This is a genomic window from Pseudoalteromonas sp. ND6B (assembly GCF_000764215.1).
Classification (GTDB): domain Bacteria; phylum Pseudomonadota; class Gammaproteobacteria; order Enterobacterales; family Alteromonadaceae; genus Pseudoalteromonas; species Pseudoalteromonas tetraodonis.
The window spans coordinates 89597-112654 of sequence record NZ_JQFL01000001.1 but is presented as its reverse complement, the minus strand read 5'-3'; the positions used below and the strand labels follow the sequence as shown (position 1 = coordinate 112654).

Genomic DNA, 23058 nt, shown 5'->3' with positions numbered 1-23058 from the left:
TCTTCAATATAATAGCCATGGAAATGGCTACCCGCAAATAATCGGCTTATGTATATTTTTCATTACTTATTTAAGTGACACAACTTGAAGACTCAATTATGGTAGTTAATTAATTTATGTGTTTATAACCCTATAAAAGCAGCGAAGTTGTCATGAATGTCATTAGCAACACTACAATAATCACTGACTCATTAGCTTCGTGGCATAAGAGCCAATCGACGTTTCAATTTCAAGGTCATGACATTGCATATCATGTGCAAGGTAAAGAGGGCGCGCCGTGTTTATTGCTGATCCATGGTTACCCAACCGCAAGTTGGGATTGGCATAATCAATGGGCTGCGCTCACTCAACACTTTAAGGTATTTACTCTGGATATGCTGGGTTTTGGTTTTAGTGATAAACCGCAAAATGTTACCTACACCATTATTATGCAAGCGGATTTACTGACTCATTTTTTGAATCTGTTCAATGTAAAAGCAACGCATATTTTAAGCCACGATTACGGTGATACAGTAGCCCAAGAGCTACTTGCTAGAAGCAACTTAAATGAGCCGCATGCCATAAAAATACAAAGCGTTTGCTTTCTCAACGGCGGGCTATTCCCTGAAACACATAAACCGGTATTATTGCAAAAGTTGTTACTTAGCCCTATAGGTGCTTTAGTGTCGCGACTTGCAAACTATAAAAGCTTTAAGCGTAATTTTGATAATATATGCGCTACACCACTTGCTGAGAAAGAGCTCAAGGAGTTGTGGCAGTTAATTGCGTATAAACAGGGTAAGCCAGTCATGGCAAAACTGATTTATTACATCACAGAGCGTAAATTACACCGCGCTCGTTGGGTGAGCGCTTTACAACAAGCAGATATACCCATGCGGTTAATTTGCGGTATGGACGACCCTGTTTCGGGTCGTCATATGGTTAAACGTTATCGCGAATTAATCATTAATCCAGATATTATTGAACTAGAAGGAGTAGGACATTACCCGCAATTAGAACAACCAAATCAAGTAATCAAATGCTTTATTGAATTTCATCGGCTAAAGGTGACGCATTAGGTTTTAAAAGTTGGATGTTGAGATAGGTACTCTTGACACTAAAATCTTTGAAAAGTATATTGGACTAGTTAGAGGAACTAATAGAATTGTTAAACAAAAGCATTTTAGCAATTATTACTAATGATAATGGAATATAAAATGGATTCAACAGCTGCGAACCCGCAAAAACAGTCTCTTACGCTCGATATTTTTGAAGAGCATCTTCATAAAGCAATTGATAAACCCACTGTTAATTATCGTATGGTACGGGTAGGGCCCTCTCGAAATGGCCGAGGTACCAAGCTAAAAGTTCATAACGGGGCTCATAAAGCAACTTGGGCTAAAACGACCATTAATAGTCGTTTAAGAACCATCAATATTGATGTTTATCTTAATTTTAAACAAAACAGTTTGCAACAAGGCGATTATCTTAAATTAAAAACGTTGGCTATAGCTGGTATTAAACAATATTGGTCAAATACAATTACAGTGGCGGGTGTGCGTTTTAATGTAATAGTTAATCCTTTACATAAAAGTAGTTCTGATGCCATTCCTGTAGACCTAGAGATAGAGGAAAGTGAAAGTTATGGTCGTTCAATGAACCCAGCTATATTAGGTATTGATGCGAGTTTTATTTATCAAAGAGGATCTGTAACAGCTGGTATACCATCAAAATTGATTGATGATGAGTTTAAGTTGGTTTCAGCGCATGAGTTTGGCCATTCTATACTTATGTATGTAGGAGGTATTAATTTATCTTGGGGTCATAAAGGTAGTACAAATGTTCTCCTTCAAAATGTTAAAGCGTCTTCTCCAGGTTATCCAAATCAAGGAAAGATTGATCTCATGAAGTATTACAATGACACAAAAAATACCGCTAATCTGAAGCAACGCATTACACGCAGTGAAGCGATTGAAGTTGATATAAAAAGATTAATTTGGAGTTCTGAGGTTCTATGGAAAGATTAAAGGTATTAATTTTTGGATTACTAATAACTTTTGTATTGAGCTCATGTTCAAGTATTTATTGGGCTAGTGTTAAAAACTCTACGGCTGAAGAGTTAATGGTTAAAGTGGTGTTTAAAACTGAGCACGGTACTCAGGTAATGGACATGCCATTAAAAGCAGGTGAAGTAAATGTTTGGCAATATGAACAGTCATCAAGTGAATCAAAAATAATGGATAAATATTTATCTTCAATTGAGATAAGTGACGGCAGTGGCTGTTACTTAGTCTTTAATAAAGAAGAGATAAAAAAGAAGGTTAAAAATACAACGCGGCAAATCGTAATTTCTCCTGATGATTTTCAAAAAGCCTGCGAGAGGAAAGTTAATTTAAACACACCATAAAAATCTTTTGTAAAGCTTCCCTAAAGGGTCTGACCTTAAGTATAAATTTAGCTTGCTGCTACTTTTAGTCTCGTAGGATTTATTTTAAAAGTTAAACATTAAAATAAATCCTACGAGACAATCACCATTCATTTAAGTGAATATCACTTTGGCGTTACCAGCATCAGCTTTGCCTCTTTGCCATCCGTTAATATCGCTACATTACCTTCAGCAGTGACAAACACATCTCTGAGCCTACCTGTGGCTTCTGGGAAAATATGAGTCTGGGTGTATTCATCATTCGCTAAATTAATACTGTAGAGCTTTTTATCGACCAGAGTAGTAATAAGCACGTGGCGTTGCAGTGAAGGGAAGGCTGCATGGTTATCGCCATAATACGCCATGCCTGATGGCGCAATTGAGGGCGTCCAATCTACGGTTGGTTTAGCCATTCCAGGGTAGTCTCTAAAGGGGGATATACGTGCTTGTGAATAATCGTCACCGTTAGTGATTACCGGCCAGCCGTAATTGGTGCCAGCTGTTAAATAATTGAGTTCGTCACCGCCAGCGGGGCCGTGTTCGTGGCTAATAATTTGCTGTGTATCGTAATCATAAACCAAGCCTTGCAAGTTACGGTGCCCGAGTGAATAAATAGCATGCGCGTTAGCGTTTTTGTGACTAATAAACGGGTTATCGTTTGGTATTGTGCCGTTTAAATTTATGCGTAATGTTTTGCCAAGTTGACTGGTAATAACCTGTGCTTGCTCACGGTAGTCAAAGCCATCGCCACTTGAAAATAATAAGGTATTATCGGGCAGTACAAGCGCGCGGCCAGAATAATGCTGCGGTGTGCCCTTATCGGTGACTACTTTATAAATAACTTTTGGCGTTGAAAATTGCTCGCCATCAAACGTGGCTTTGGCTATTACTAGCCTGTTTGCATCAAGCTCGCCTTGGGCATAGGTAAAAATAACGTCTTTTGAATCACTGTAATTAGGCGAAAGTACTATATCGAGTAAACCGCCTTGCCCTGCAACGTATAAGCCCTCGAAATCTAGTTTAACTCGGGTTTGTTGGTTGTTTTTAATGATAACAATATGGCCATCACGCTCGGTGACTAACCAGGTATTGTTTGGGAGTTTAACCATGCTCCACGGTGAATTGAGCCCCGTTGCTAAGGTATCAGCAGTGTATTGCTGTGTTGGTAGCTCGGCACTGGCGTGACAAGAAAGCGCTAAAAGTGAGAGTAGCGTAATATAACGTAGAGATTGTTTACCCTGCAAGCCTTTGCTACTGTAAGGAAAAAGTTTCATTTTAAGTTGAGATAACCATGTCGTTTTTAACACGTATACTCCCTTCATTTTTAGTTTCTTGGTTACTTACATTCACTCTTGCTAGCTTGTTTCATAGTCAATACGTTGTCAATCAATTAGTTAATGTAGGTGTTGTAGTGAGCCTTAATGACCGCGTTAACTTAACCCTTGAAGATTGGCTCGGTTTGCTACCGACCTATGGCGCTATTATTGCGATTGCACTTGCTATCGCGTTTTTGGTTACTTGGTTTATTGCTAAAAAAGTGAACAGGCAAGGTGCACAACTATTTGTTATTGCCGGTATTGTAGCATTTGCTACCGCGTTAATTGCGATTGAGTCAATTATGAATATTACTATTATTGCGGGTGCAAGAGGTTGGGGTTTTTATGCGCAATTGTTTGCAGGTGCAGTAGGGGGTTATGTTTTTGCAAAACTAGCTAAAGTACATAGTAGCCAGGCTGGTTCTAACGCGATTTAAAATTAGCTAAACATTTTATAACTAGCATTAAAAAGCCGCTGCATATACAGCGGCTTTTGTGTTTATAAATTACCTAGTGGTATCAAAAAATCAAACTAAAAAGCTTGTAACCACTTAGGCCAAAAATAAGCACTAACACCGGTAAAGTAAGTAAGTTTACCAGCAGTGAGTTGGTGTATTTGCCCATTACTGTTTTTTGGTTAACCAGCCACACTAGGTAGGTGGTGACAATAGGCAGTAATAGTCCATTAGCTGCTTGGGCAAAAATTATCACGGCAACAGGATCTAAACCCAGAGACGCCACGGCGGCACCAAATAATAAAATAACAATGGCGACACTTTTAAAGCGGGTGTTATCCATTTTATTTGACCAACCTAACATGCCACATACTGCATATGCACCGGCAAGGGGAGCTGTTATTGCGCTGGTTAAACCTGCTGCAAATAAGCCAATAGCAAAAAAGTAATGTGCGGCATCGCCAAGTAATGGCTCAAGTTGTACCGCCATGTTAGCAGCGCTAATTTGCCCTGCATCTGTGCCATAAAATGCCACTGACGCGGTTGATAAAATAGCCAGCGTGATCACGCCACCTAAGGTGATAGACACACCCGTATCTACATTAGTTTGCTTAATGACTTTTTGCTTATCACTTTTGCTGTCGTGTCTTGCAGCTAAAACACCTGAGTGTAAAAATAAGTTATACGGCACTATGGTGGTGCCCACTAATGCCAATACCGTGGTAATTGAACCCTCTGGCATACTAGGAATAAAGCCTGCTAACACATCACTCAGCGAGGGAGCAGCCATAACTAACGTAGAGATAAACACTAGGCTCATTAAAATCACTAATAAAATAAGCGCGTTTTCAACGACTTTGTGTTTACCGCTGTAAAGTAACACCGCACTTAAAAATGCAATGAGTGGCGTCCAAAGCTGGGCATTAACATGAGGAAATATTTCAATTAATCCCATGCTGGCACCGCTAAGGTTGCCAGCCTCGTAGGCGGCACTACCTACTCCAATGGCGCTGATCACTAAAAATATAGCGAGAGATTTAAATAGGGGCGTTTCAATGTGAGCTCTTAGCGCTTGCGCTAAATCTTGCCCGGTGGCTACGCCAAGGCGCGCCGCCATAGATTGTAATAATATGGTGGCAATAACTGAAAACAGTAATGTCCATATTAGTGCAAAACCAAAGTTTGCACCTGCCACGCTGGCAGTCGTAATAGTCCCTGGTCCAATGAAGGCAGCGGTGACGAGTAGTCCTGGTCCTAATCGCATAATTGACCTTAATAGTACTTTTGTATATTGCTATTTAAAGTTACATCTAACGTTTTATAACGCGATGCCTGTATTATTGCTGCCACTTATATTAAGTGCCTTGCAGCGATAGCCGCCCCTTGGCAAACCCTTTTTTGATGATAATCATATGTTAAAAAAGGTCGCGTAGCATACCAACTTATATATAAATTTAAAGGGGGTGTGGCGCGTTTGCACAAAATTAATACAATCAATAAATAACAGTAATAACCGCTTACCTCAGTTTAGGGCTTATTTAACGGCTTAGAGGATGACTGAATAACCTTAAATTGTTCACAGGTTTATGCCAATAACTATAGGCACTATAAACGCTTTGCACGCATTGTATTCAAACAGAGGGTTTGAATGCCCTAAATATCAATTCATGCCATCACGGCTTTAATGGCCTCTAAGCCTTTTCGCAAAGTGCTGGCATCGGTTGCATAATTAATGCGAATACACTGGTGTTTGTGTGCCCAAGCATCATCAATACCAATAAAAAAATTATGCCCGGGAATAATATAAACATCCTGCTCTTTGAGCTTTTGGTAAAGTTGTTCGCTGGTTATTTTTGCCTCTTTAAACCACAGCCACATAAAAAATGCGCCTTCTACTTTGTGTAAGTAAACGGGGAGGTGGGCAAATATTTCATCAAATAAGTTCATTGCTGTTTGTGCTTTTTCTCGATAAAAAGGCAGCACTGAATTTTTACACAGCGGAAGGAGTTCATCTTCATTAATAAGGCGCGTTACTAAACTTGGGCCAAAACTGTTCGGCGACAAAACCATACTGCCATTTACACGGCCAATGGCTTTAATTATGTCATTGTTAGCCACTACAATACCGGTTCGCAAACCCGGTAGGCCAAGCTTTGAAAGTGACATGCATAAAATAATGTTTGAGTTCCAGGTTAAGTTTGCGTCGGTATAAATACACCCAGGGAATGGGTCGCCGTAGGCGTTATCAATGATCAGTGGGATATTATATTGCTTAGCCAATAAATCGAGATGCTGTACTTCTTCATCAGTAATGACATTGCCTGTTGGGTTAGTCGGGCGCGATACACACAGTGCGCTAATGCTGCTGTCGCTTGCTAATACTTGCTCAACAGCTTTAAAGTCAATGATATATTTAAATTGGTTTGAGCTACTTTCAGTATTTAAAATTTCGATATCGGGCTTTATTGCTACAAACATATCGTCAGTTAAGCCTTGATCTGCATAGCCTACATATTCAGGTGCCAGCGGAAATAAAACCTTTTTATGGCTACCATCAGGCATACTGCCAGCTATCAGATTAAATAACACAAAAAAATTGGCTTGGCTGCCATTACCAAGCGCTATATTATTTGCGGTTAAATCCCATGAGTATTCACTTTTTAGTTGCTTGGCCAGAGCTGCACGAAATGCATCATTACCTGTTGGGCCATCGTAAAGCCCAAATACGTTGGAAAGTGTATTATTAGCAACAAGCTTTTGTAACTCATTGATAAAAATATCATTAACCTCAGGCACTAAGGCCGGATTACCACCACCGAGCATAACAATATTTGGATTGTTACTGTTTTTAGCATCACCTAAATCTTCCATTAACTGAGTAATACCATTAGGTTGAGTAAATTTAGTGCCGAAGTTTGAGTAATCCATAATGACCGTGTGCCTTAAAAAATGATAAGTTAGTGTAAATTAACACTATGAATTTGATATTGAAAAATTTTCACCGCTTAGATTACTATAGCGATAACCCGCTATAATCGTTTTTCATATTTTAAGTAGGGCAGCCTTATCAGCAACCTTGAATCACACACTAAAACACCTTTAAACACCACAGCAGACGATTCGGTTATTACTGATACGATTCTTAAAATTGCCACTTTTAACTTGTTTAATTACCTTGAGCCGCCTAATGCCTATTATGAATTTGAACGCATATACACCGCAGAGCAGTGGGCTAAAAAGCAGCGTTGGCTTGTAAATTACTTAACCGAACATCAGCCTGATGTGATTGGTTTTCAGGAAGTATTTAGTATTGAGTCGCTTAAAGAATTAGTTAAAGATCAAGGCTATACGTACTTTGGCGTGGTAGATGAGCCCCAGGTAATCGACGACTTTATTTACAAACGCCCTGTAGTAGCGCTTGCTGCTAAATACCCCATCGTTGAAGTGGCAACTGTTGAGCACGACCATGAGCTTGCTAAAACCCTTGGTTTAACTGAGGATTTTACATTTAGCCGAAAGGTGCTTAGAGCTACAATAACTTTACCGCATATCGGCAACACGGATTGTTATGTGGTGCATTTTAAGTCTAAGCGTTCAATGATAGAGCTTGATGAGCAAAACAAAGACCTCACACCCGAAAAAAATATTATCGAGCTATTAAAAGCCGATATAGCAGGGAGTTGGGGCTCAACTATTCAGCGCGGCAGTGAGGCTACATTGCTGATGATGGACATCATTGCGCGCCGCGAATCTACACAAAACCCAATGGTTTTAATGGGCGATTTTAACAACGACTTAGCTGATGGCGTTTTAAGCCATTTACTAACAAATACACTGCGCTTTGCCCCTGCGTTTGACAGTAACACTTACCTTGCAAAATATTGCCTTAACGACGCATGGCAGTTATTTGCAAGGTCGCAATTAAATTTGGCTAATCAAAATAATGAAAATACAGTGGATTTAAAGCGAAAGCCTACCCATTATTTTGGCGCGAGCAGCTCAGTGCTTGACTACATTTTGTTGTCTTGCGAGTTTGACTCAAGTTACGACGACAGCTTTTTTGAGGTGAGCCAGTACCATACTTACGATCGTCATTTAATTAACCCTGAATTTGAGCGTGATGATTTAAGCACCGATCATGGCGTGGTATTGATTAGCTTAGCATTAAGGTCGTAGCGGGTTTTGTTACTATAAATTGTAAGCTAATCTGCCGCTGACATAATTAGTATTAAGGCGCTCAGTAGGTGCCTTGATGTTCTTCCTTTCTTTTATCCTGTTGTTTTAAAAAATCACTAATAATTAGTGCATTAACTCTAATTTATATTGATCCACATCATCTTTATTAACGGTGAGAGTGGTAAATTAGTGACGCTGGATTTTTAAGTTCGTTTAAATCACTTATTACAACTACCCTTGTTGTACTTACAAAGTAGGGTTGCTTTTATATAACAAATAGCGTGCTGTATCCTAAAAATTTTTACCTTGACTACCCTCACTTACATTACTTTATACATACATGGAGTTTTAGCACATGACAATTAAATCAACGTTCAAATCTTTGAGTAAGCTCGCTGTATTGGTCATTGTGTGGGGGGCTGGCTGGTATGCTTGGCAAACCTTGCAACCTACATCATTTGCTGAACAACTCCCTGACAGTGTTGCCTATGGAAATGGGCGAATTGAAGCGACTGAGTACGATATTGCTACAAAATTACCGGGCCGCTTAGTTGACGTTATGGTGCAAGAAGGCGATATGGTCAAAGCGGGTCAAACGTTAGCGGTTATTGATACTGATGATTTAAATGCACAGTTACGTGAAGCTCAGGCGGGGCTTCGTGTTGCTAATGAGTCTCGTAAATACGCATTAGCGATTGTAGAGCAGCATAAAAGTGAGCTTCATTTTGCACAAACTGAATTGCGCCGCTCTGCAAAATTATTAGAAAAAGGCCATATTTCAACAGAAGTGGTAGATCAACAACGAACCACCTCTGCTATTGCGCAAGCTGCTTTAACCGCGGCAAACGTAAAAGTTGTGCAGTCGGATGCTGAAATAGAAGCAGCGCAGGCACGTATTGAGCGATTACAAAGCAACATAGCCGACAGCACGCTCACAGCACCAATCAATGGACGCATATTGTATCGATTAGCTGAGCCTGGCGAAGTGCTTGGCAGTGGTGGTAAAGTTTTATCGTTATTGGATTTAACCGATGTTTATATGAGTATATATTTACCAACAGCGCAAGCGGGCAAGGTAACAATAGGCTCACAAGCGCGCATTGTTATTGATGCTGTTGCCGAGTATACATTACCGGCTAAAGTGACGTTTGTATCTGCACAGGCGCAATTTACCCCTAAATCGGTAGAAACCCGAAACGAGCGCGATAAACTGATGTTTAGAGTTAAGGTAAAGCTCGACTCGCAGTTATTAAAAGATCATATCAAACAAGTAAAAACAGGGGTGCCAGGGCTTGCTTATGTGTTACTAGCACCTGAAAAAAATTGGCCTACGTCATTACAGGTACGAGTGCCTGAATAATGGATAACGACGATAAAAACATTCAAAAGCCACCAAGTGAAAGTGTGGTTACGCTTACTAAGGTGAGCCATCGCTATGCTAATAATCGCGTGCTGGACAACATTAGTATTTCATTACCTGGCGGGAAAATGGTCGGGTTTATAGGCCCTGATGGCGTAGGAAAATCAAGCTTGCTGGCACTTATAGCGGGGGCAAGGGCTATTCAAGAGGGGGAGGTTGAGGTATTAAACGGCAATATGCGCAGCAGTGGTTTTCGTAATACGGTGTCGCCACGCATTGCTTACATGCCTCAAGGGCTTGGCAAAAATGTGTATCCAACACTTTCTGTGTTTGAAAATATAGATTTTTTTGGTCGTCTATTTTCTCAAAATAAAGCCGAGCGAAAACAACGAATTAATAACCTTTTAAAAAGTACAGGCTTAGAGGCATTTGCCGATCGCCCCGCAGAAAAGCTCTCTGGCGGGATGAAACAAAAACTCGGTTTGTGCTGCGCACTGATCCATGACCCTCAATTATTAATTTTAGATGAGCCAACTACCGGGGTTGATCCGCTATCGCGTCGTCAATTTTGGCAATTAATAAACAGTATTCGCGCTGAAAATACACAAATGAGCGTACTGGTTGCGACCGCCTACATGGAAGAAGCCGATGATTTTGATTGGCTAGTTGCTATGGACGATGGAAAAGTAATTGGTACGGGCAGCCCACAAAACCTGAAAGCGCAAACTAATAAAGAATCGCTTGATGAAGCCTTTATAGCATTACTTCCTGAAGAAAAGCGCCATGATCATCAGCGGTTAGTTGTGCCACCTCGTAAACAAGACATAAAAACAACTCAGTTCGCTATAGAAGCAAATGGATTATGTAAAACATTTGGCGATTTTACCGCCGTTAACAAGGTGAGCTTGAGTATTGAACAAGGTGAAATTTTTGGCTTTTTAGGCTCAAATGGCTGTGGAAAAACTACCACAATGAAAATGCTTACCGGGTTACAACCGGCAACCAGTGGCGAAGCAAAATTGTTTGGTGAAAAGGTCGATGCCAATAACATAGAAAGCCGCAAGCGCGTTGGTTTTATGTCACAAGCGTTTTCGCTTTATAACGAGCTTACAGTGAAGCAAAACTTGGTATTGCATGCGCGTTTATTTCACTTACCTGCAGAGAAAATAGAGCCGCGCGTTAAAGATTTAATTACTCGGTTTAACCTTAAAAAATACAGTGACGATTTTCCTACCGATTTGCCCCTAGGTATTCGCCAGCGTTTATCGCTTGCTGTTGCGGTAGTACATAGCCCTGAAATGCTCATACTTGATGAGCCCACATCGGGGGTAGACCCCGTTGCAAGGGATGACTTTTGGCAGCTACTCATAGAGCTTTCGCGCGAACAAGGCGTGACTATTTTTATTTCGACTCACTTTATGGATGAAGCGGCACGTTGCGATAGAATTTCGTTAATGCATGCAGGTAAAATACTTGCCAGCGATACGCCAGCTGCACTGTGCAAAGCGCGTAATACCGACACACTAGAAGCTGCCTTTATTGAATATTTAGAAGAGGCGGTAAATGCAGCCGGAGCAAGCTCGGCGATACAAGCATCGATAACGGATAAACCCAAAGCATTGGCTACAGCGCCCGCTACTCGTAAAAATAACACTAACCCCACATTTAGTTTGTTGCGGTTATTTGGTTATGCGCATCGCGAAACGCTAGAGTTATGGCGCGATCCTATTCGCCTAACGTTTGCTTTGCTGGGCTCGATAATTTTGCTGTTTATTTTAGGTTATGGCATTACATTTGATGTTGAAGATTTAAGCTTTGCGGTACTAGATCAAGACCAATCACCCGAGAGCCGCAACTACATTCAAAATATGGCAGGTTCGCGTTACTTTATTCAAAAAGCAGATATTAAAAGCCCGCAAGAACTTGATAAACGAATGCGCAGTGGTGAGTTAAGCGTGGCCGTTGAAATTCCACCTAACTTTGCTCAGCAATTTAAACGCGGCCGTAAACCTGAAATTGTAGTGTGGATTGATGGTTCTATGCCGTTTAGGGCAGAAACGATTAATGGTTATATGAGCGGCGTGTATTACAGCTATTTAACCAACTTATCTTTGCGCACTTATGCACAAGTACCAAACTTAGTGCCAGCTAATATTGAATCTCGCTATCGTTATAACCAAGATTTTAAAAGCATTGAGGCCATGGTGCCGGCGGTTATTCCACTACTATTGGTATTTATTCCTGCAATATTGATGGCGCTTGGCGTAGTGCGCGAAAAAGAGTTGGGTTCAATCATAAACTTATATGTAACACCGGTTAATCGGCTGGAATTTATTATTGGCAAACAGCTGCCTTACATTTTAGTGAGTATGATTAGCTTTTTTGGCTTAGTTGCACTTGCTATTACTGTGTTTGGTGTGGCGCTAAAAGGCAGCTTTTGGGCGCTTAGTTTGGCTGCATTATTATACGTTACAGCGACTACCGGAGTGGGGCTGTTAATTTCGGCTTTTACAAAAACACAAATTTCAGCACTGGCAGCCACTACGGTGGTGGTGTTAATGATTGCCGTTAACTTTTGTGGGCTAATTGACCCTGTTTCTTCCTTGGAAGGGTTTGGGGCGATTATTGGCAAACTGTTTCCGACCACCTACTTTTTAGAGGCGTGTCGGGGGGTCTTTAATAAAGCGCTTAATTTTTCTGATTTATCAGCCCAGCTACTGCCTTTATTCGCTTTTATACCCGTGCTGACTCTGGCCAGTGTATTTTTACTTCCAAAGCAGGACAAATAGCCATGCAACGTCGCGGAAACATTATTAATTTAGGTATTAAAGAGTTGCGTAGTTTATGGCGTGATAAGGTTTTACTGCTATTTGTTTTTTTTGCTTTTACTGGGCTGATTTATGTAGTGGCTTCAGCCACGTCGATAGAGTTAAATAATGCACCAATTGCAGTTGTTGATCACGACCAATCGCAATTATCCAAGCGTATTATTAATGCCTTTTATGAGCCTTACTTCAAAACGCCAGACAGTATTTCATTGAGCGATGTTGACTCAGCTATGGATAATGGCCGTTATACTTTTGTGCTTAATATCCCGCCTTATTTTGAGCGTGATGTACTTGCAGCTAATCAACCTACGATTCAAGTAAATATAGATGCTACGCGTATGTCGCAAGCATTTATTGGTGATAACTATATTCAAACCATTATTAACGGCGAAGTAAATGAGTTTGTGCAAGGTTATCGAACCGTTTATTCACTGCCAATAAAGCAATCGGCGCACATTATGTTTAATCCAAACATGACAAGTGTATGGTTTGGTAGCGTGATGGAATTGATGAACGTGATCACAATGATTTCGATTATTTTAACTGGCGCCGCGGTGATCCGTGAACGCGAACACGGCACATTAGAGCATTTATTAGTGATGCCATTAAGCCCCTTTGAAATAGTGATGGCGAAAATTTGGGCCAATGGGGTAGTTATTTTATTACTGACTACGTTTTCATTATTTATTGTGATCGAAGGTTTGTTACAAGTGCCTGTTCATGGTTCGGCAGGCTTATTTTTATTTGGCGTTGCTATTCATTTATTTGCGACCACATCGCTGGGTATATTGTTAGGCACACAGGCGCGCACCATGCCGCAACTCGGGTTATTGATGATCTTAATTTTATTACCATTACAAATGCTGTCTGGCGGTGTTACGCCGCGAGAAAGTATGCCTGAGGTAGTGCAAAATATTATGTTATTGGCGCCAACAACGCATTTTGTCAAATTTGCTCAAGCTATTTTATACCGAGGAGCAGGGTGGGATGTAGTTTGGCCTTACTTTTTAGCATTAACTGTTATTGGCAGTGTGTTTTTTATTGTTGCATTAATGCGCTTTCGTAAATCAGTGGCGCAAGGTTAGAGTATTAAAATATAACGCGTGTTTACAAAAATGACTTTAAGATAAAGCCACCCGTTAACGTTAAAGCGCTAATGGGTGGCTATTGAAGTATGGGGGAGTGATACCATCCGCAATAATAATTAAGCGAATCGGTTTGACTTAGTTTAGTCTTGGGTTAATTTCTAAAGGAGATAGCGTAATGGTCGCATTACTGCTTGCTCCTTTATATTCTTGATAGTCTTTGTTTTCAAACAGCGTGTAAAAAACATCAACATAATCGTCATTATTAGTAAACCACTCATCCGGCATTGCTTTAAGTAGTTCATTGGTCAGCTTAGGGATAATGGCATAACCCTGCGCTTGTAAATCAGGAATGCTCGCCATTACTTGCTCTGATATTTCTAATAATTTTATTGCTAGAGTTTTATAGTTGGTGTTGTCATCTTGTTCCATTAAGAGTAAATCAACCGCTTGCCAACGATAACGCTGCCAATGAATTAGCACCTGATTAGGGCTGTAATCGGTTTTGTCATGATCTAAATAAGGTAAATCAACGATATCTAATATTGGTTCATCTCGGGTCGGGTCTATACCCGTTACAATGGCATAAATTTCAGCACCACCTGAGATCCAAGGTTCTTTGTCATCTTCTAAGCGTATTTTTTTCAATACACTGGTTTGCAGGGGTTGTTCATTGCTTAACTGGTTTTTTGGACTAACCGTGCTTTTACTGAATTTGTTAGCAGATAAAATTCCTCTCATTACTGCAATACCCGCATCTTGTACTTTTTGTTGATCTAATTCGATAATAAAGACAGGTTGGGTCGGCATTTGGTCAACACTAAGATAATGAATGTCACCATACTGATCGAACGCTTCAATCTCGCTCCATTGCGTATCGTCACCAGCGGGTGCAAATGCAAATAAAGGGCGTTCGCCTTGCTGCCAAGCGCTAAGCATTTTATCGCTTGCCAAACGCACTTGTAACAAACTACCGGTGTTTTGTGGTAAACCTTTCAGTTGTTGTAACGCGTTGTTTGCTAAACGAGTATTTTGTTGTGTGTGCATACCTAAAGACGGTAGCTGATCCGCATTCAAAACCAGTTTATATTGGCTTAGCGTTTGTTTAAGATCAGCGTTTAATACACTGTAATTAAGCGCTATTTGTTTTGCGAAATTGCGTTTAATGGTGGCTACGTCTTTGTATTGCGCCAACTTAGCCAAGTTTTCACCTTTTTCGATTTCATATTGAGCTGAAAAAGCGGGCGCTGATACACAGTTCAATAGCGCTAAGGTTACCAAGCATTTGGTTATTTTATTCATCATATTCATTTTACCGTTCCGTTATCAGTAACACTATAAAACAACACTTAGAATAAATACTCAAATAAAAATTATAAAACACGTAATTAGTGCTGGTTTTAAGTTTCGCTCAGACTCTAAAAAAATACAAAGATGCTGTGATAGAGTAAGTTTTATATAAAGAATGAATCTATTACAAAAAATTATTTTACTAAAAAGTAATTACTATATACATCAGTGGCTTATCTTTGGCTTGATAGTTGCTGTAACTACTACTCTAATAACAACACAAAGGATTAAACAATGACCGATATAGCACATTCAGCGTTTATAGCATTTTATTTATATTTAATTATGATGTTAGTTCAGTGGGCAGTGGCAACGTTTAGTAAAGCCAAACAGCCTGGGGCTGTACCAGGAAAAATAGATAAAGACCTATCTCATGAGAGTTTTATATTTAGAGCGCATCGCACCTTTCATAACACATTAGAAAACAGTGCGTTATTTATAGGAACGGTTTTATTTGCCTTTGTGATTAATTACCACAGTTCGGTTTTTGCAATCTGTATTTGGATTTATGTTACTGCACGTTTAATTCATATGGCACTGTATTACGCCATTGCCACCGAGAAAAACCCCAGCCCGCGTAGTTACTTCTTTTTAATCGGTGTGATTGCAAACATTGTGATGTTAGTGCTGTTAGGACTGCGATTAGCTAGTTAAGTAAATGATTAAAGCGAAAAGCAGACAGTCTCTAGCTTTTCGCTTACTTATTTTATTGGGCTGGCTTTGTTTTTCGGGTCACCATAAAACACATTAATGAGCCTAATGTAACTAATACTACGCCTTGCCAAAATGCGTTGGTGAGCGATAGTGATAAGTAAATAGAGGCAAATAGCGTAGACAATACAGGGATAAAGTAAGACAAGGTGCCTAACAACACTAGATTACCGCCAATGATTGCTTGGTTCCACAATGTGTAACCTCCACCAATAACCACCCCTGCCAGCAATAAAGTAAAACTAGAATATACGTTAAACTCAAAGCTGGGTTCATTACTCAGTCCGTAACTTATCCATAAAGAGATTGCCGTGGCTGCAAAAAATACACTAATGGCATTTTTACCCTCACTAAGTTTAACCGTTACACTGCAATACACAGCCCAAATAAACGCTGCTGCAAACGCCATAGAGTAGGGCAATGGGTTGTCGCTAATATTAGCGGTTAATACAGCCATAGATAAACCACTGTTGCCTGCAATACCCCATGCAACGCCTAAAAACGCAATCAGTATGCTCGGGTAGACTAATACGCTTACTTTAGTACGGTTAACAATAATCGATAATAAAATGGTTAACGCTGGCCAAAGGTAGTTAATAATTGCCATTTCTAACGCTTGCTGGCGACTATTTGCAAAGCCGAGGGATAACGCTAAACATATTTCGTAAATAACAAATAAGCTGCCACCAAAGACTAAATAGCGTTTTGGATAATTGCTTAGCCTTGGTACACCCATGACTAATATTAAAAAAATCGCACTGACGCTGTAAATTAAAGCAGCACCGCCAATAGGGCTAAATAACTCTGATAAATCACGAATAAAGGCAGTTAAACTGCTCCAAAGTAAAATAGCGAACACCCCATAGAGGGTGTATTTATGTTTGCTTAAAAATGACATGGTGAATTGCTTGATGAATGATAAAAAGTCAGCCGCGAATGTGACATTTTAAAAACAGTGGGGCAAGAGGTAGACTATAAAATTCGACTAAATAACTATAAATAGCTTTAAAATCAAATAATAAGTTTAATTTTAGTAAACAAGAGCAGGCTATAATAATGGCCCGCCCTCAATTAGTTTAATTACTCAACGCCAATAAAGCCGCCGGTTTGATGTGCCCAAAGAGCAGCGTAAATGCCGCCTTGGGCAATTAATTTATCGTGACTGCCTTGCTCTACAACGCCGCCATTATCCAGTACGATAAGTCTGTCCATTTGTGCAATGGTCGATAATCGATGGGCAATGGCGATTACCGTTTTGCCTGTCATTAAATCATCTAAGCTTGCTTGAATAGCCGCTTCGACTTCTGAGTCTAATGCGCTGGTGGCTTCATCAAGTATGAGGATTGGTGCGTTTTTAAGTAGTACGCGTGCAATGGCAATACGTTGGCGTTGACCGCCTGACAGAGTGACCCCTCGTTCGCCTACTTGCGCATCAAAACCTTTATTGCCTTTGCTATCTTCTAAATCGGTTATAAAATCAAGGGCTTTTGCTTGCTTAGTCGCATCGAGCATTTCGGCTTCTGTGGCATCGGGTCTGCCGTATAAAATGTTATCTTTTACTGAACGATGCAGTAGGGATGTATCTTGGGTAACCATAGCAATATAGCGGCGAAGGCTTTCTTGGCTTACATCCGTGATATTTTGGCCATCAATACTGATATTGCCTTTGTCGGTGTCGTAAAAGCGCAGCAACAAGTTAACTAATGTAGATTTACCCGCACCAGAGCGACCCACTAAGCCGATTTTTTCACCGGGTTTAATGTTTAAGTTTAATCCGTTTATTACGGGGCCACGGTTATTTTCATTCGCGGCTTTACCGTAGTTAAAATGTACATTATTAAAGTCGATTGCCCCTTGGGTGACCTGTAACGTTTCGGCTTCTGGTTTGTCAGCAACCGCAATAGGATTAGAAAGGGTGCGCATGCCATCAGCCACGGTGCCAATGTTTTCAAACAAGCTGCTAATTTCCCACATGATCCATTGGGCCATACCATTAAGCCTTAACGATAAACTCAATGCCACGGCAATCGCTCCTGCACTAATGGCGCTTAACGACCATAAATACAAAGACACTGCTGCTACCGAAAACACTAACAAATAGTTTAAGCTTTGAATAACCACGTTTAAGCTGGTGACCAAGCGCATTTGTTTATAAACAGGCTGTAAAAATACATCCATACTTTGTTTAGCGTATTGTTCTTCGCGTTGGGTGTAAGAAAACAGCTTAATGGTTGAAATATTTGTGTAGCTGTCGACGATACGGCCGGTCATTTCTGAGCGTGCATCAGCTTGTGAACTGGCAATACTTTTTAATCGGGGTACAAAGTAAATTTGCACGCAAATATACAATGCTAACCACACTAATAATGGCAACATTAAACGCCAGTCTGAGGCGGCCACTAAAAACACCATTGAGCCAAAATAAACAGCAATGTACATAAGTACATCAAGTAACTTAGTGACTGACTCACGTACTGCTAATGAGGTTTGTAATACTTTTGTAGCGATACGCCCAGCAAATTCGTTTTGATAAAAGCTGACACTTTGACGCAGTAAATAACGGTGTGCCAACCAACGAATCGACATAGGGTAATTGCCCAATAGCGATTGATGTAAAATAGCCGATCTAAAAAATACGACTACAGGCATGACGACTAAAAGCATTAACCCCATTTTTATTAGCGCGGATTGTTGCTGCGAAAACAGCTCTTCAGGTGTGTACTCGCCAAGCCAGTCAACCAGTTGGCCCATATAACTAAATAAAGACACCTCTAAAATAGCGAGTAATGCGGCACTGAGCGACATAAGCACTAACGACAATTCCATGCCTTTGGTGTAGTGACGACAAAATGCAAAAAGGGTTTTAGGAGGCTGAGATGGAGAACGCTCTGGGAACGGTTTAGTCATCCGTTCAAATAGTCGATACATATTAACTGCTTAATTAAATATTTATAAAGATGTCCCACTATACCATTGTAAAACACAAAGGCGCAGTGGGAATGAGGTGTGCGTCGGTTAACTCAAGTTGAGTTAACCGTTTATAGCTTGGTGTGGCCGGTTTTATTTTTTACCAGCCAATACGATATACCCAGTGCTAAGGTAACTAACGCCAGGCCAACAATTTGCTCTGAGGTCACTAATTTTAAATCGAGGACAATAATTTTACGCGCCACAGCCATCAATGCGGTAGCAATAACAAGTTCAACGGGCAGCGAGCTTGAGCCCAAATATAACCGAATGTTAGTAAATATTTCTACCGCAATTAGCACCACCATAAAGGCACCAAAGGTTTGCAGAATGTCTTCAATATTTAATAAAAAATAAGGCGGAGAACTTAACCGCATGTATAAAACATACACTACATCAGCAATACTCCAAAAAATAACCAGCACCATGAGCACTGCCAGTATTTTAATTGCAAAGCGAATAGCATGATGTAAATACTGCATCAGGGGATCAACATGATCCTCTGGTAATTCTTCGTGTTTCTTCATGTTATTTCAGCACCTTATTGATTAAATTAGCCTTTATAAAATGATAGCTGATTAATTATGTTTAGCACTATATACGGTCAAAACAGTATAAGTGATTATTTTTATTAAAATAGTGTGCTTGAACAGGGGACTTGTTTGGTGTGGGTTAAATTCTAAGTAAAATTCAAGGTGTTAATAATATGTAATTAAGCGTGTGATTTTTAGTGTCTATCTCAAAAGGTTTGCGGTTATTGGTTTCTGCTGTCATGTTGGTGGCATTCATTATGAGGATAAAAATGCTATGTCTTATTTAGGTTTAAAGTTAGTTAATCGACTTATAAAGTATGGTGTGTTGGCATCATTAAGTTCTGTAACGCTTACAAGCTTTGCTGGCGAGTCTACACAACAAGCATCATTGCATAAAATTGCACAAGAAATTTCGGCGCAGCGTATTGAGAGTGATATTCAAACGCTGGTGGGTTTTGGTACGCGACATACGCTATCAGAGACTAAGTCTGATACACGTGGTATTGGCGCGGCAAGGCGTTGGATTAAAAAAGAATTTGAAGCGATTTCGGCACAATGTGGTGGCTGCTTAGAAATAATAGAGGTAAAACAAACCATTTCGGGAGAAAAGCGCATTCCTAACCCTGTAGAAGTGGTTAACATAATTGCGATTCAGCGCGGCAGTACTGAGCCTAATCGTATGGTGATGATGTCGGGTGATATAGACTCGCGCGTTAGTGATGTAATGGATTTTACCAGCGATGCGCCAGGTGCAAACGATAACGCTTCAGGGGTTGCCGGTGTTATTGAGGCAGCGCGTGTTTTATCGAAATATACATTTAATGGCTCGGTTGTTTACGCGGCGCTCTCAGGTGAAGAGCAAGGTTTATTTGGCGGTAAAATTTTAACCGCTTATGCGCAAAAAAATAATTGGCAGGTTAATGGTGTTTTAAATAACGACATGATTGGTAATATTACCGGTATTAATGGCGTAACCGATAACACCACTGCACGTATTTTTTCTGAAGGGACGCGAGTGGTTGAAACCAAAGAGCAAGCACGTACTCGTCGTTTTACAGGTGGCGAAGTTGACTCAGCGAGTCGTAATTTAGCGCGTTACATAGACACCATTGCCGATAAATACATTGAAAATTTAGACACTATGCTGGTATACAGACTCGACCGATTTGCTCGAGGAGGGCATCATCGCCCATTTAATGATGCGGGCTTTGCGGCTGTACGTATAATGGAAACTAACGAGCATTACGACCGTCAACATCAAGACCTACGCACCGAAAATGGCATAGTGTACGGTGATACCATCGATGGGGTTGATTTTGATTACGCCGCAAAACTCACGTCATTGAATGCGGTGAGCCTAGCGTCAATGGCATGGGCACCAGCGCCACCGAAAGAAGTGAAAATTAGTGGTGCCGTACGCGCCAGTACCACACTTTCTTGGCAACCATCGGATGATAAAAATATTGCCGGTTACAAAATTTACTGGCGCTATACGAGTGAGCCACAATGGCAATACAGCCAATGGGTTGATAATGTTAGCGAGTTTACGCTTAAAAATGTGGTTATTGATAACTACTATTTTGGCGTTGCTAGCGTTAATAAACAGGGTGTTGAATCGCCAGTGGTGTTCCCCGGTGATGTGGGGTCGTTTGATCACAACATAAAATAATCGGTTTGCTTAAAAACCCAGCAAACAGCTGCGAATAAGGTGTTAAGCACGCTATTTATGCTTGCGCCTTATTTGTTATGCCCTTAAAGTGTAAACAAAGAAGTAAAAAGGTTATTAAAATGCAGCAACAAGAACAAAAACCATTAACACCAGAGCAGCAAGCTGAACTTCAGCAACAAGAAATTCAATGGCAGCGCGAATGTTTTCAAAATGCGCAAAAACATTTAGCTGAAAAAGGCATTATGCCCAAAACATTGCTTGAAAAAGAAAGCCGTTTTTTAGCGCCTTTATGCGCGCTATGGAAATTTAAAGCGCAAAACGGTAAAAGCTACTGGGTGATCACCGGTCGTTTACCAACCGATCACGCTGAAGCATCTGCAGCAAAAGATGCACGCGATGCTATGCGTTATTTTTCACTGCAGTGGCAGTTAAAGGCCGATCAAATTATTACCGCGGGTGCGCGAGATAAAACCCAAGCTGATTTTGCAAATTTACTGATTAACCGTGCACATGGTTTATATGAAATGCATGAAAACGAGCAGCTTTGGGCAAAAGAACCCGCTTAATAAATAAAAGTGAATACATTTAAAAAAACCTAACTTAGCGACCTAAGTTAGGTTTTTTGTTGGAACTTTCAGAATTAAGCTCGAAACATAAATAGACTCTAATAAGCGCTATCTACGCGGACTGTGTTATTAGTTAAATAAATAAGGCGTACATTATCACCTTGGTGAAAACGCATAGCGGGATCGCTGTCTTGTACCACCATAAATTGTTCACCACTTTCTACTTGTATTAGCAGTTCAACTAATTGGAGGTTTTCATAGCGTTGTGTCTGTTGCTGATTATGCGCAACATTACCACCAATCACTGATCCTAAAATAGTTGCAACCGTGCGACCACTGCCGCCGCCAAACTGGTTACCAATAACACCGCCTAGTAAGGCACCGCCAAAGGTTTTCCAACCGTTACTTTTATCGTGAACCAATTGTTGCTCTGTAATGTTGCGCACCGACTTCACTTTACCAAATAGTACTTGCTGCACAGGAACGGCTTTATTGCGTTCATACTTGGCAAAAGTGGGGGCACTAAATATTAATAAAGTGCATAAAAATAAGCTAAGCTTTTTCATGGTTCGCTCCTGTTAGTTACCAACCAAAGGTAGATTTTTCACGGGTTTTACGAATTTCAGTTTCGTCAGCCCATTCAACAAGGCCACTTTGCATATCCATTAAGCGCATTGTAAATTTGTAGTACACATCGGCTTTGTCAGCATTGGATTTAACAATGCTCGATAGGTTACCGTACAGCATATATTGCGCACCAATTTGTTTACCAAAGGCCACCGCAGTGCTTGGATTGATCAGTGCATCTTCATTTTGAAATGTAAGTTGTTCACGAACCGCTTCTACACGAGTCATATCAACAAATCTAAATTTTCCACTGCGAAGTAATTGAGTCGAAATTGAGTCGGTAATTGACTCAGTGTCTATGTGTTCACTGGTTTTGTTTTTAATACGCTCAACAAATACCACAGGGCGTGTATTGGCAGTCATAGTACCAACCACTGGCGAACTGAGCAGTGAGTCGGTCATTTGCGAGGCTACTTTTTGTAGGTCGGTAGAGCCAAAGTTTATATCTGTGGTTTCTACGGCTTGGGCATCACCATAACTAACGACTGCTTTATTAGCACAGCCTGTTAGTGTTAGTGCGGCTAAGCCTAAAATTGCATAGCCAGAGAGTGATTTAAATTGTTTATTGATCATCATGGTTTCCTTTAATCTTTAAATTCTTGAGCTTCAGTAGACACTTCTCTTACAGCTAAAGAGAAAGTAACGGCATTAGGGCTAGGCGCGAGTCCTGCAAGCTGAGTTTTAGCAAAGCCAAATAATGTGAGGGCTTGCCACGGCGAGTGGTTGCCTTTAATTACAAAGCCATCTTTATCAAACCAGTTAAATTGATACTGTAAATATTGTGATTTTTTATAGGTACTTGCCAAGGTGACTACCACGTCGGTTAGGTTATTTGTTTGACGAGTTTTTACATCACTGATTAATAGCTTTTTTGCTAACTGTGGATTGTTAACATTGAGCTGCTCTTTGTAGGCATTGGTAGTTTGTTCAACTCCAATGCCTGAGGTTACAGGTCGATTGCTACATGCACTAAGCATAAACAACGCAATAATGGGGAGTATGTATTTCATG

Annotated in this window: 21 protein-coding genes; 11 read left to right on the top strand and 10 right to left on the bottom strand. The window is 40.4% G+C overall.

The genetic code is table 11. The features are described 5' to 3' along the window. Positions 1-152: 152 nt before the first annotated feature. The 3 genes from ND6B_RS18415 (at position 153) to ND6B_RS18425 (ending at position 2386) form a co-directional block, all read left to right on the top strand. The gene (locus ND6B_RS18415; RefSeq protein WP_016899891.1) at positions 153-1058 is read left to right on the top strand and encodes an alpha/beta fold hydrolase; all 906 of its coding nucleotides are present in this window, start codon (positions 153-155) and stop codon (positions 1056-1058) included. Positions 1059-1196: 138 nt separating this feature from the next. Then, positions 1197-2006 carry a hypothetical protein gene (locus ND6B_RS18420; protein WP_016899892.1) on the top strand — a complete coding sequence of 270 codons (810 nt, stop codon included), beginning with the start codon at positions 1197-1199 and terminating at the stop codon, positions 2004-2006. Next, entirely contained in the window at positions 1994-2386 is a 393-nt protein-coding gene (locus tag ND6B_RS18425; protein ID WP_016899893.1) for a hypothetical protein, read from the top strand. Before ND6B_RS18420 ends, ND6B_RS18425 begins: the two co-directional genes overlap by 13 nt. 143 nt (positions 2387-2529) lie before the next feature. On the opposite strand, the gene ND6B_RS18430 is transcribed toward ND6B_RS18425, so the two are convergent. Beyond that, positions 2530-3711 carry a PQQ-dependent sugar dehydrogenase gene (locus ND6B_RS18430; protein ID WP_016899894.1) on the bottom strand — a complete coding sequence of 394 codons (1182 nt, stop codon included), beginning with the start codon at positions 3709-3711 and terminating at the stop codon, positions 2530-2532. On the opposite strand from ND6B_RS18430, the gene ND6B_RS18435 reads away from it, so the two are divergent. Beyond that, complete coding sequence (locus ND6B_RS18435) at positions 3696-4157, top strand: hypothetical protein (protein ID WP_016899895.1); 462 nt, start codon at positions 3696-3698, stop codon at positions 4155-4157. The two genes, ND6B_RS18430 and ND6B_RS18435, sit on opposite strands and share 16 nt — an antisense overlap. Positions 4158-4239: 82 nt before the next feature. Here ND6B_RS18435 and ND6B_RS18440 read toward each other — a convergent pair whose 3' ends face one another. Together ND6B_RS18440 and ND6B_RS18445 are read right to left on the bottom strand one after the other, a co-directional pair. Beyond that, entirely contained in the window at positions 4240-5439 is a 1200-nt protein-coding gene (locus tag ND6B_RS18440) for an Nramp family divalent metal transporter (protein WP_016899896.1), read from the bottom strand. A 401-nt stretch (positions 5440-5840) separates the two neighbouring features. Continuing rightward, positions 5841-7103 (bottom strand): valine--pyruvate transaminase, encoded by a 1263-nt coding sequence (locus tag ND6B_RS18445; protein ID WP_016899897.1) that lies wholly within the window; start codon positions 7101-7103, stop codon positions 5841-5843. Positions 7104-7337: 234 nt separating this feature from the next. Here ND6B_RS18445 and ND6B_RS18450 point away from each other — a divergent pair, with 234 nt between their 5' ends. From ND6B_RS18450 to ND6B_RS18465, 4 genes are all read left to right on the top strand, one after another. After that, complete coding sequence (locus ND6B_RS18450) at positions 7338-8351, top strand: endonuclease/exonuclease/phosphatase family protein (RefSeq protein WP_016899898.1); 1014 nt, start codon at positions 7338-7340, stop codon at positions 8349-8351. Positions 8352-8706: 355 nt separating this feature from the next. Then, positions 8707-9711 (top strand): HlyD family secretion protein, encoded by a 1005-nt coding sequence (locus tag ND6B_RS18455; RefSeq protein WP_016899899.1) that lies wholly within the window; start codon positions 8707-8709, stop codon positions 9709-9711. Further along, positions 9711-12500: a ribosome-associated ATPase/putative transporter RbbA gene (gene rbbA / locus ND6B_RS18460; RefSeq protein ID WP_016899900.1), complete on the top strand. Its 2790-nt coding sequence runs from the start codon at positions 9711-9713 to the stop codon at positions 12498-12500. The genes ND6B_RS18455 and rbbA overlap by 1 nt, the downstream gene beginning before the upstream one ends. A 2-nt stretch (positions 12501-12502) precedes the next feature. Next, the gene (locus ND6B_RS18465) at positions 12503-13624 is read left to right on the top strand and encodes an ABC transporter permease (RefSeq protein ID WP_016899901.1); all 1122 of its coding nucleotides are present in this window, start codon (positions 12503-12505) and stop codon (positions 13622-13624) included. A 138-nt stretch (positions 13625-13762) separates the two neighbouring features. Here ND6B_RS18465 and ND6B_RS18470 read toward each other — a convergent pair whose 3' ends face one another. After that, positions 13763-14929, bottom strand: coding sequence for a DUF3103 family protein (locus ND6B_RS18470; RefSeq protein ID WP_029609970.1), 1167 nt, complete (start codon positions 14927-14929; stop codon positions 13763-13765). A 279-nt stretch (positions 14930-15208) separates the two neighbouring features. On the opposite strand from ND6B_RS18470, the gene ND6B_RS18475 reads away from it, so the two are divergent. Beyond that, complete coding sequence (locus ND6B_RS18475; protein WP_016899903.1) at positions 15209-15628, top strand: MAPEG family protein; 420 nt, start codon at positions 15209-15211, stop codon at positions 15626-15628. Positions 15629-15680: 52 nt separating this feature from the next. On the opposite strand, the gene yddG is transcribed toward ND6B_RS18475, so the two are convergent. The 3 genes from yddG to ND6B_RS18490 form a co-directional block, all read right to left on the bottom strand. Then, positions 15681-16583 carry an aromatic amino acid DMT transporter YddG gene (gene yddG, locus ND6B_RS18480; protein WP_033102513.1) on the bottom strand — a complete coding sequence of 301 codons (903 nt, stop codon included), beginning with the start codon at positions 16581-16583 and terminating at the stop codon, positions 15681-15683. Between the two features lie 182 nt (positions 16584-16765). Beyond that, the gene (locus tag ND6B_RS18485; protein ID WP_033102512.1) at positions 16766-18613 is read right to left on the bottom strand and encodes an ABC transporter ATP-binding protein; all 1848 of its coding nucleotides are present in this window, start codon (positions 18611-18613) and stop codon (positions 16766-16768) included. Between the two features lie 110 nt (positions 18614-18723). Then, entirely contained in the window at positions 18724-19179 is a 456-nt protein-coding gene (locus tag ND6B_RS18490; RefSeq protein ID WP_013464778.1) for a phosphate-starvation-inducible PsiE family protein, read from the bottom strand. Positions 19180-19459: 280 nt separating this feature from the next. On the opposite strand from ND6B_RS18490, the gene ND6B_RS18495 reads away from it, so the two are divergent. Both ND6B_RS18495 and ND6B_RS18500 read left to right on the top strand, forming a co-directional pair. Beyond that, positions 19460-20854: a M28 family peptidase gene (locus ND6B_RS18495; RefSeq protein WP_033102511.1), complete on the top strand. Its 1395-nt coding sequence runs from the start codon at positions 19460-19462 to the stop codon at positions 20852-20854. A gap of 119 nt (positions 20855-20973) precedes the next feature. Beyond that, a complete protein-coding gene (locus ND6B_RS18500; protein ID WP_008110031.1) occupies positions 20974-21420 on the top strand; it encodes a DUF4826 family protein in 447 nt (148 codons plus the stop codon). Positions 21421-21518: 98 nt separating this feature from the next. Here ND6B_RS18500 and ND6B_RS18505 read toward each other — a convergent pair whose 3' ends face one another. The 3 genes from ND6B_RS18505 to ND6B_RS18515 are packed head-to-tail and all read right to left on the bottom strand — an operon-like array spanning position 21519 to position 23057. After that, positions 21519-21986 (bottom strand): glycine zipper 2TM domain-containing protein, encoded by a 468-nt coding sequence (locus ND6B_RS18505; RefSeq protein WP_033102510.1) that lies wholly within the window; start codon positions 21984-21986, stop codon positions 21519-21521. A gap of 16 nt (positions 21987-22002) precedes the next feature. Beyond that, positions 22003-22620: a penicillin-binding protein activator LpoB gene (gene lpoB / locus ND6B_RS18510; protein WP_051894383.1), complete on the bottom strand. Its 618-nt coding sequence runs from the start codon at positions 22618-22620 to the stop codon at positions 22003-22005. 11 nt (positions 22621-22631) lie between these two features. Next, positions 22632-23057: a YcfL family protein gene (locus ND6B_RS18515; RefSeq protein ID WP_033102509.1), complete on the bottom strand. Its 426-nt coding sequence runs from the start codon at positions 23055-23057 to the stop codon at positions 22632-22634. Position 23058: the final 1 nt, after the last annotated feature.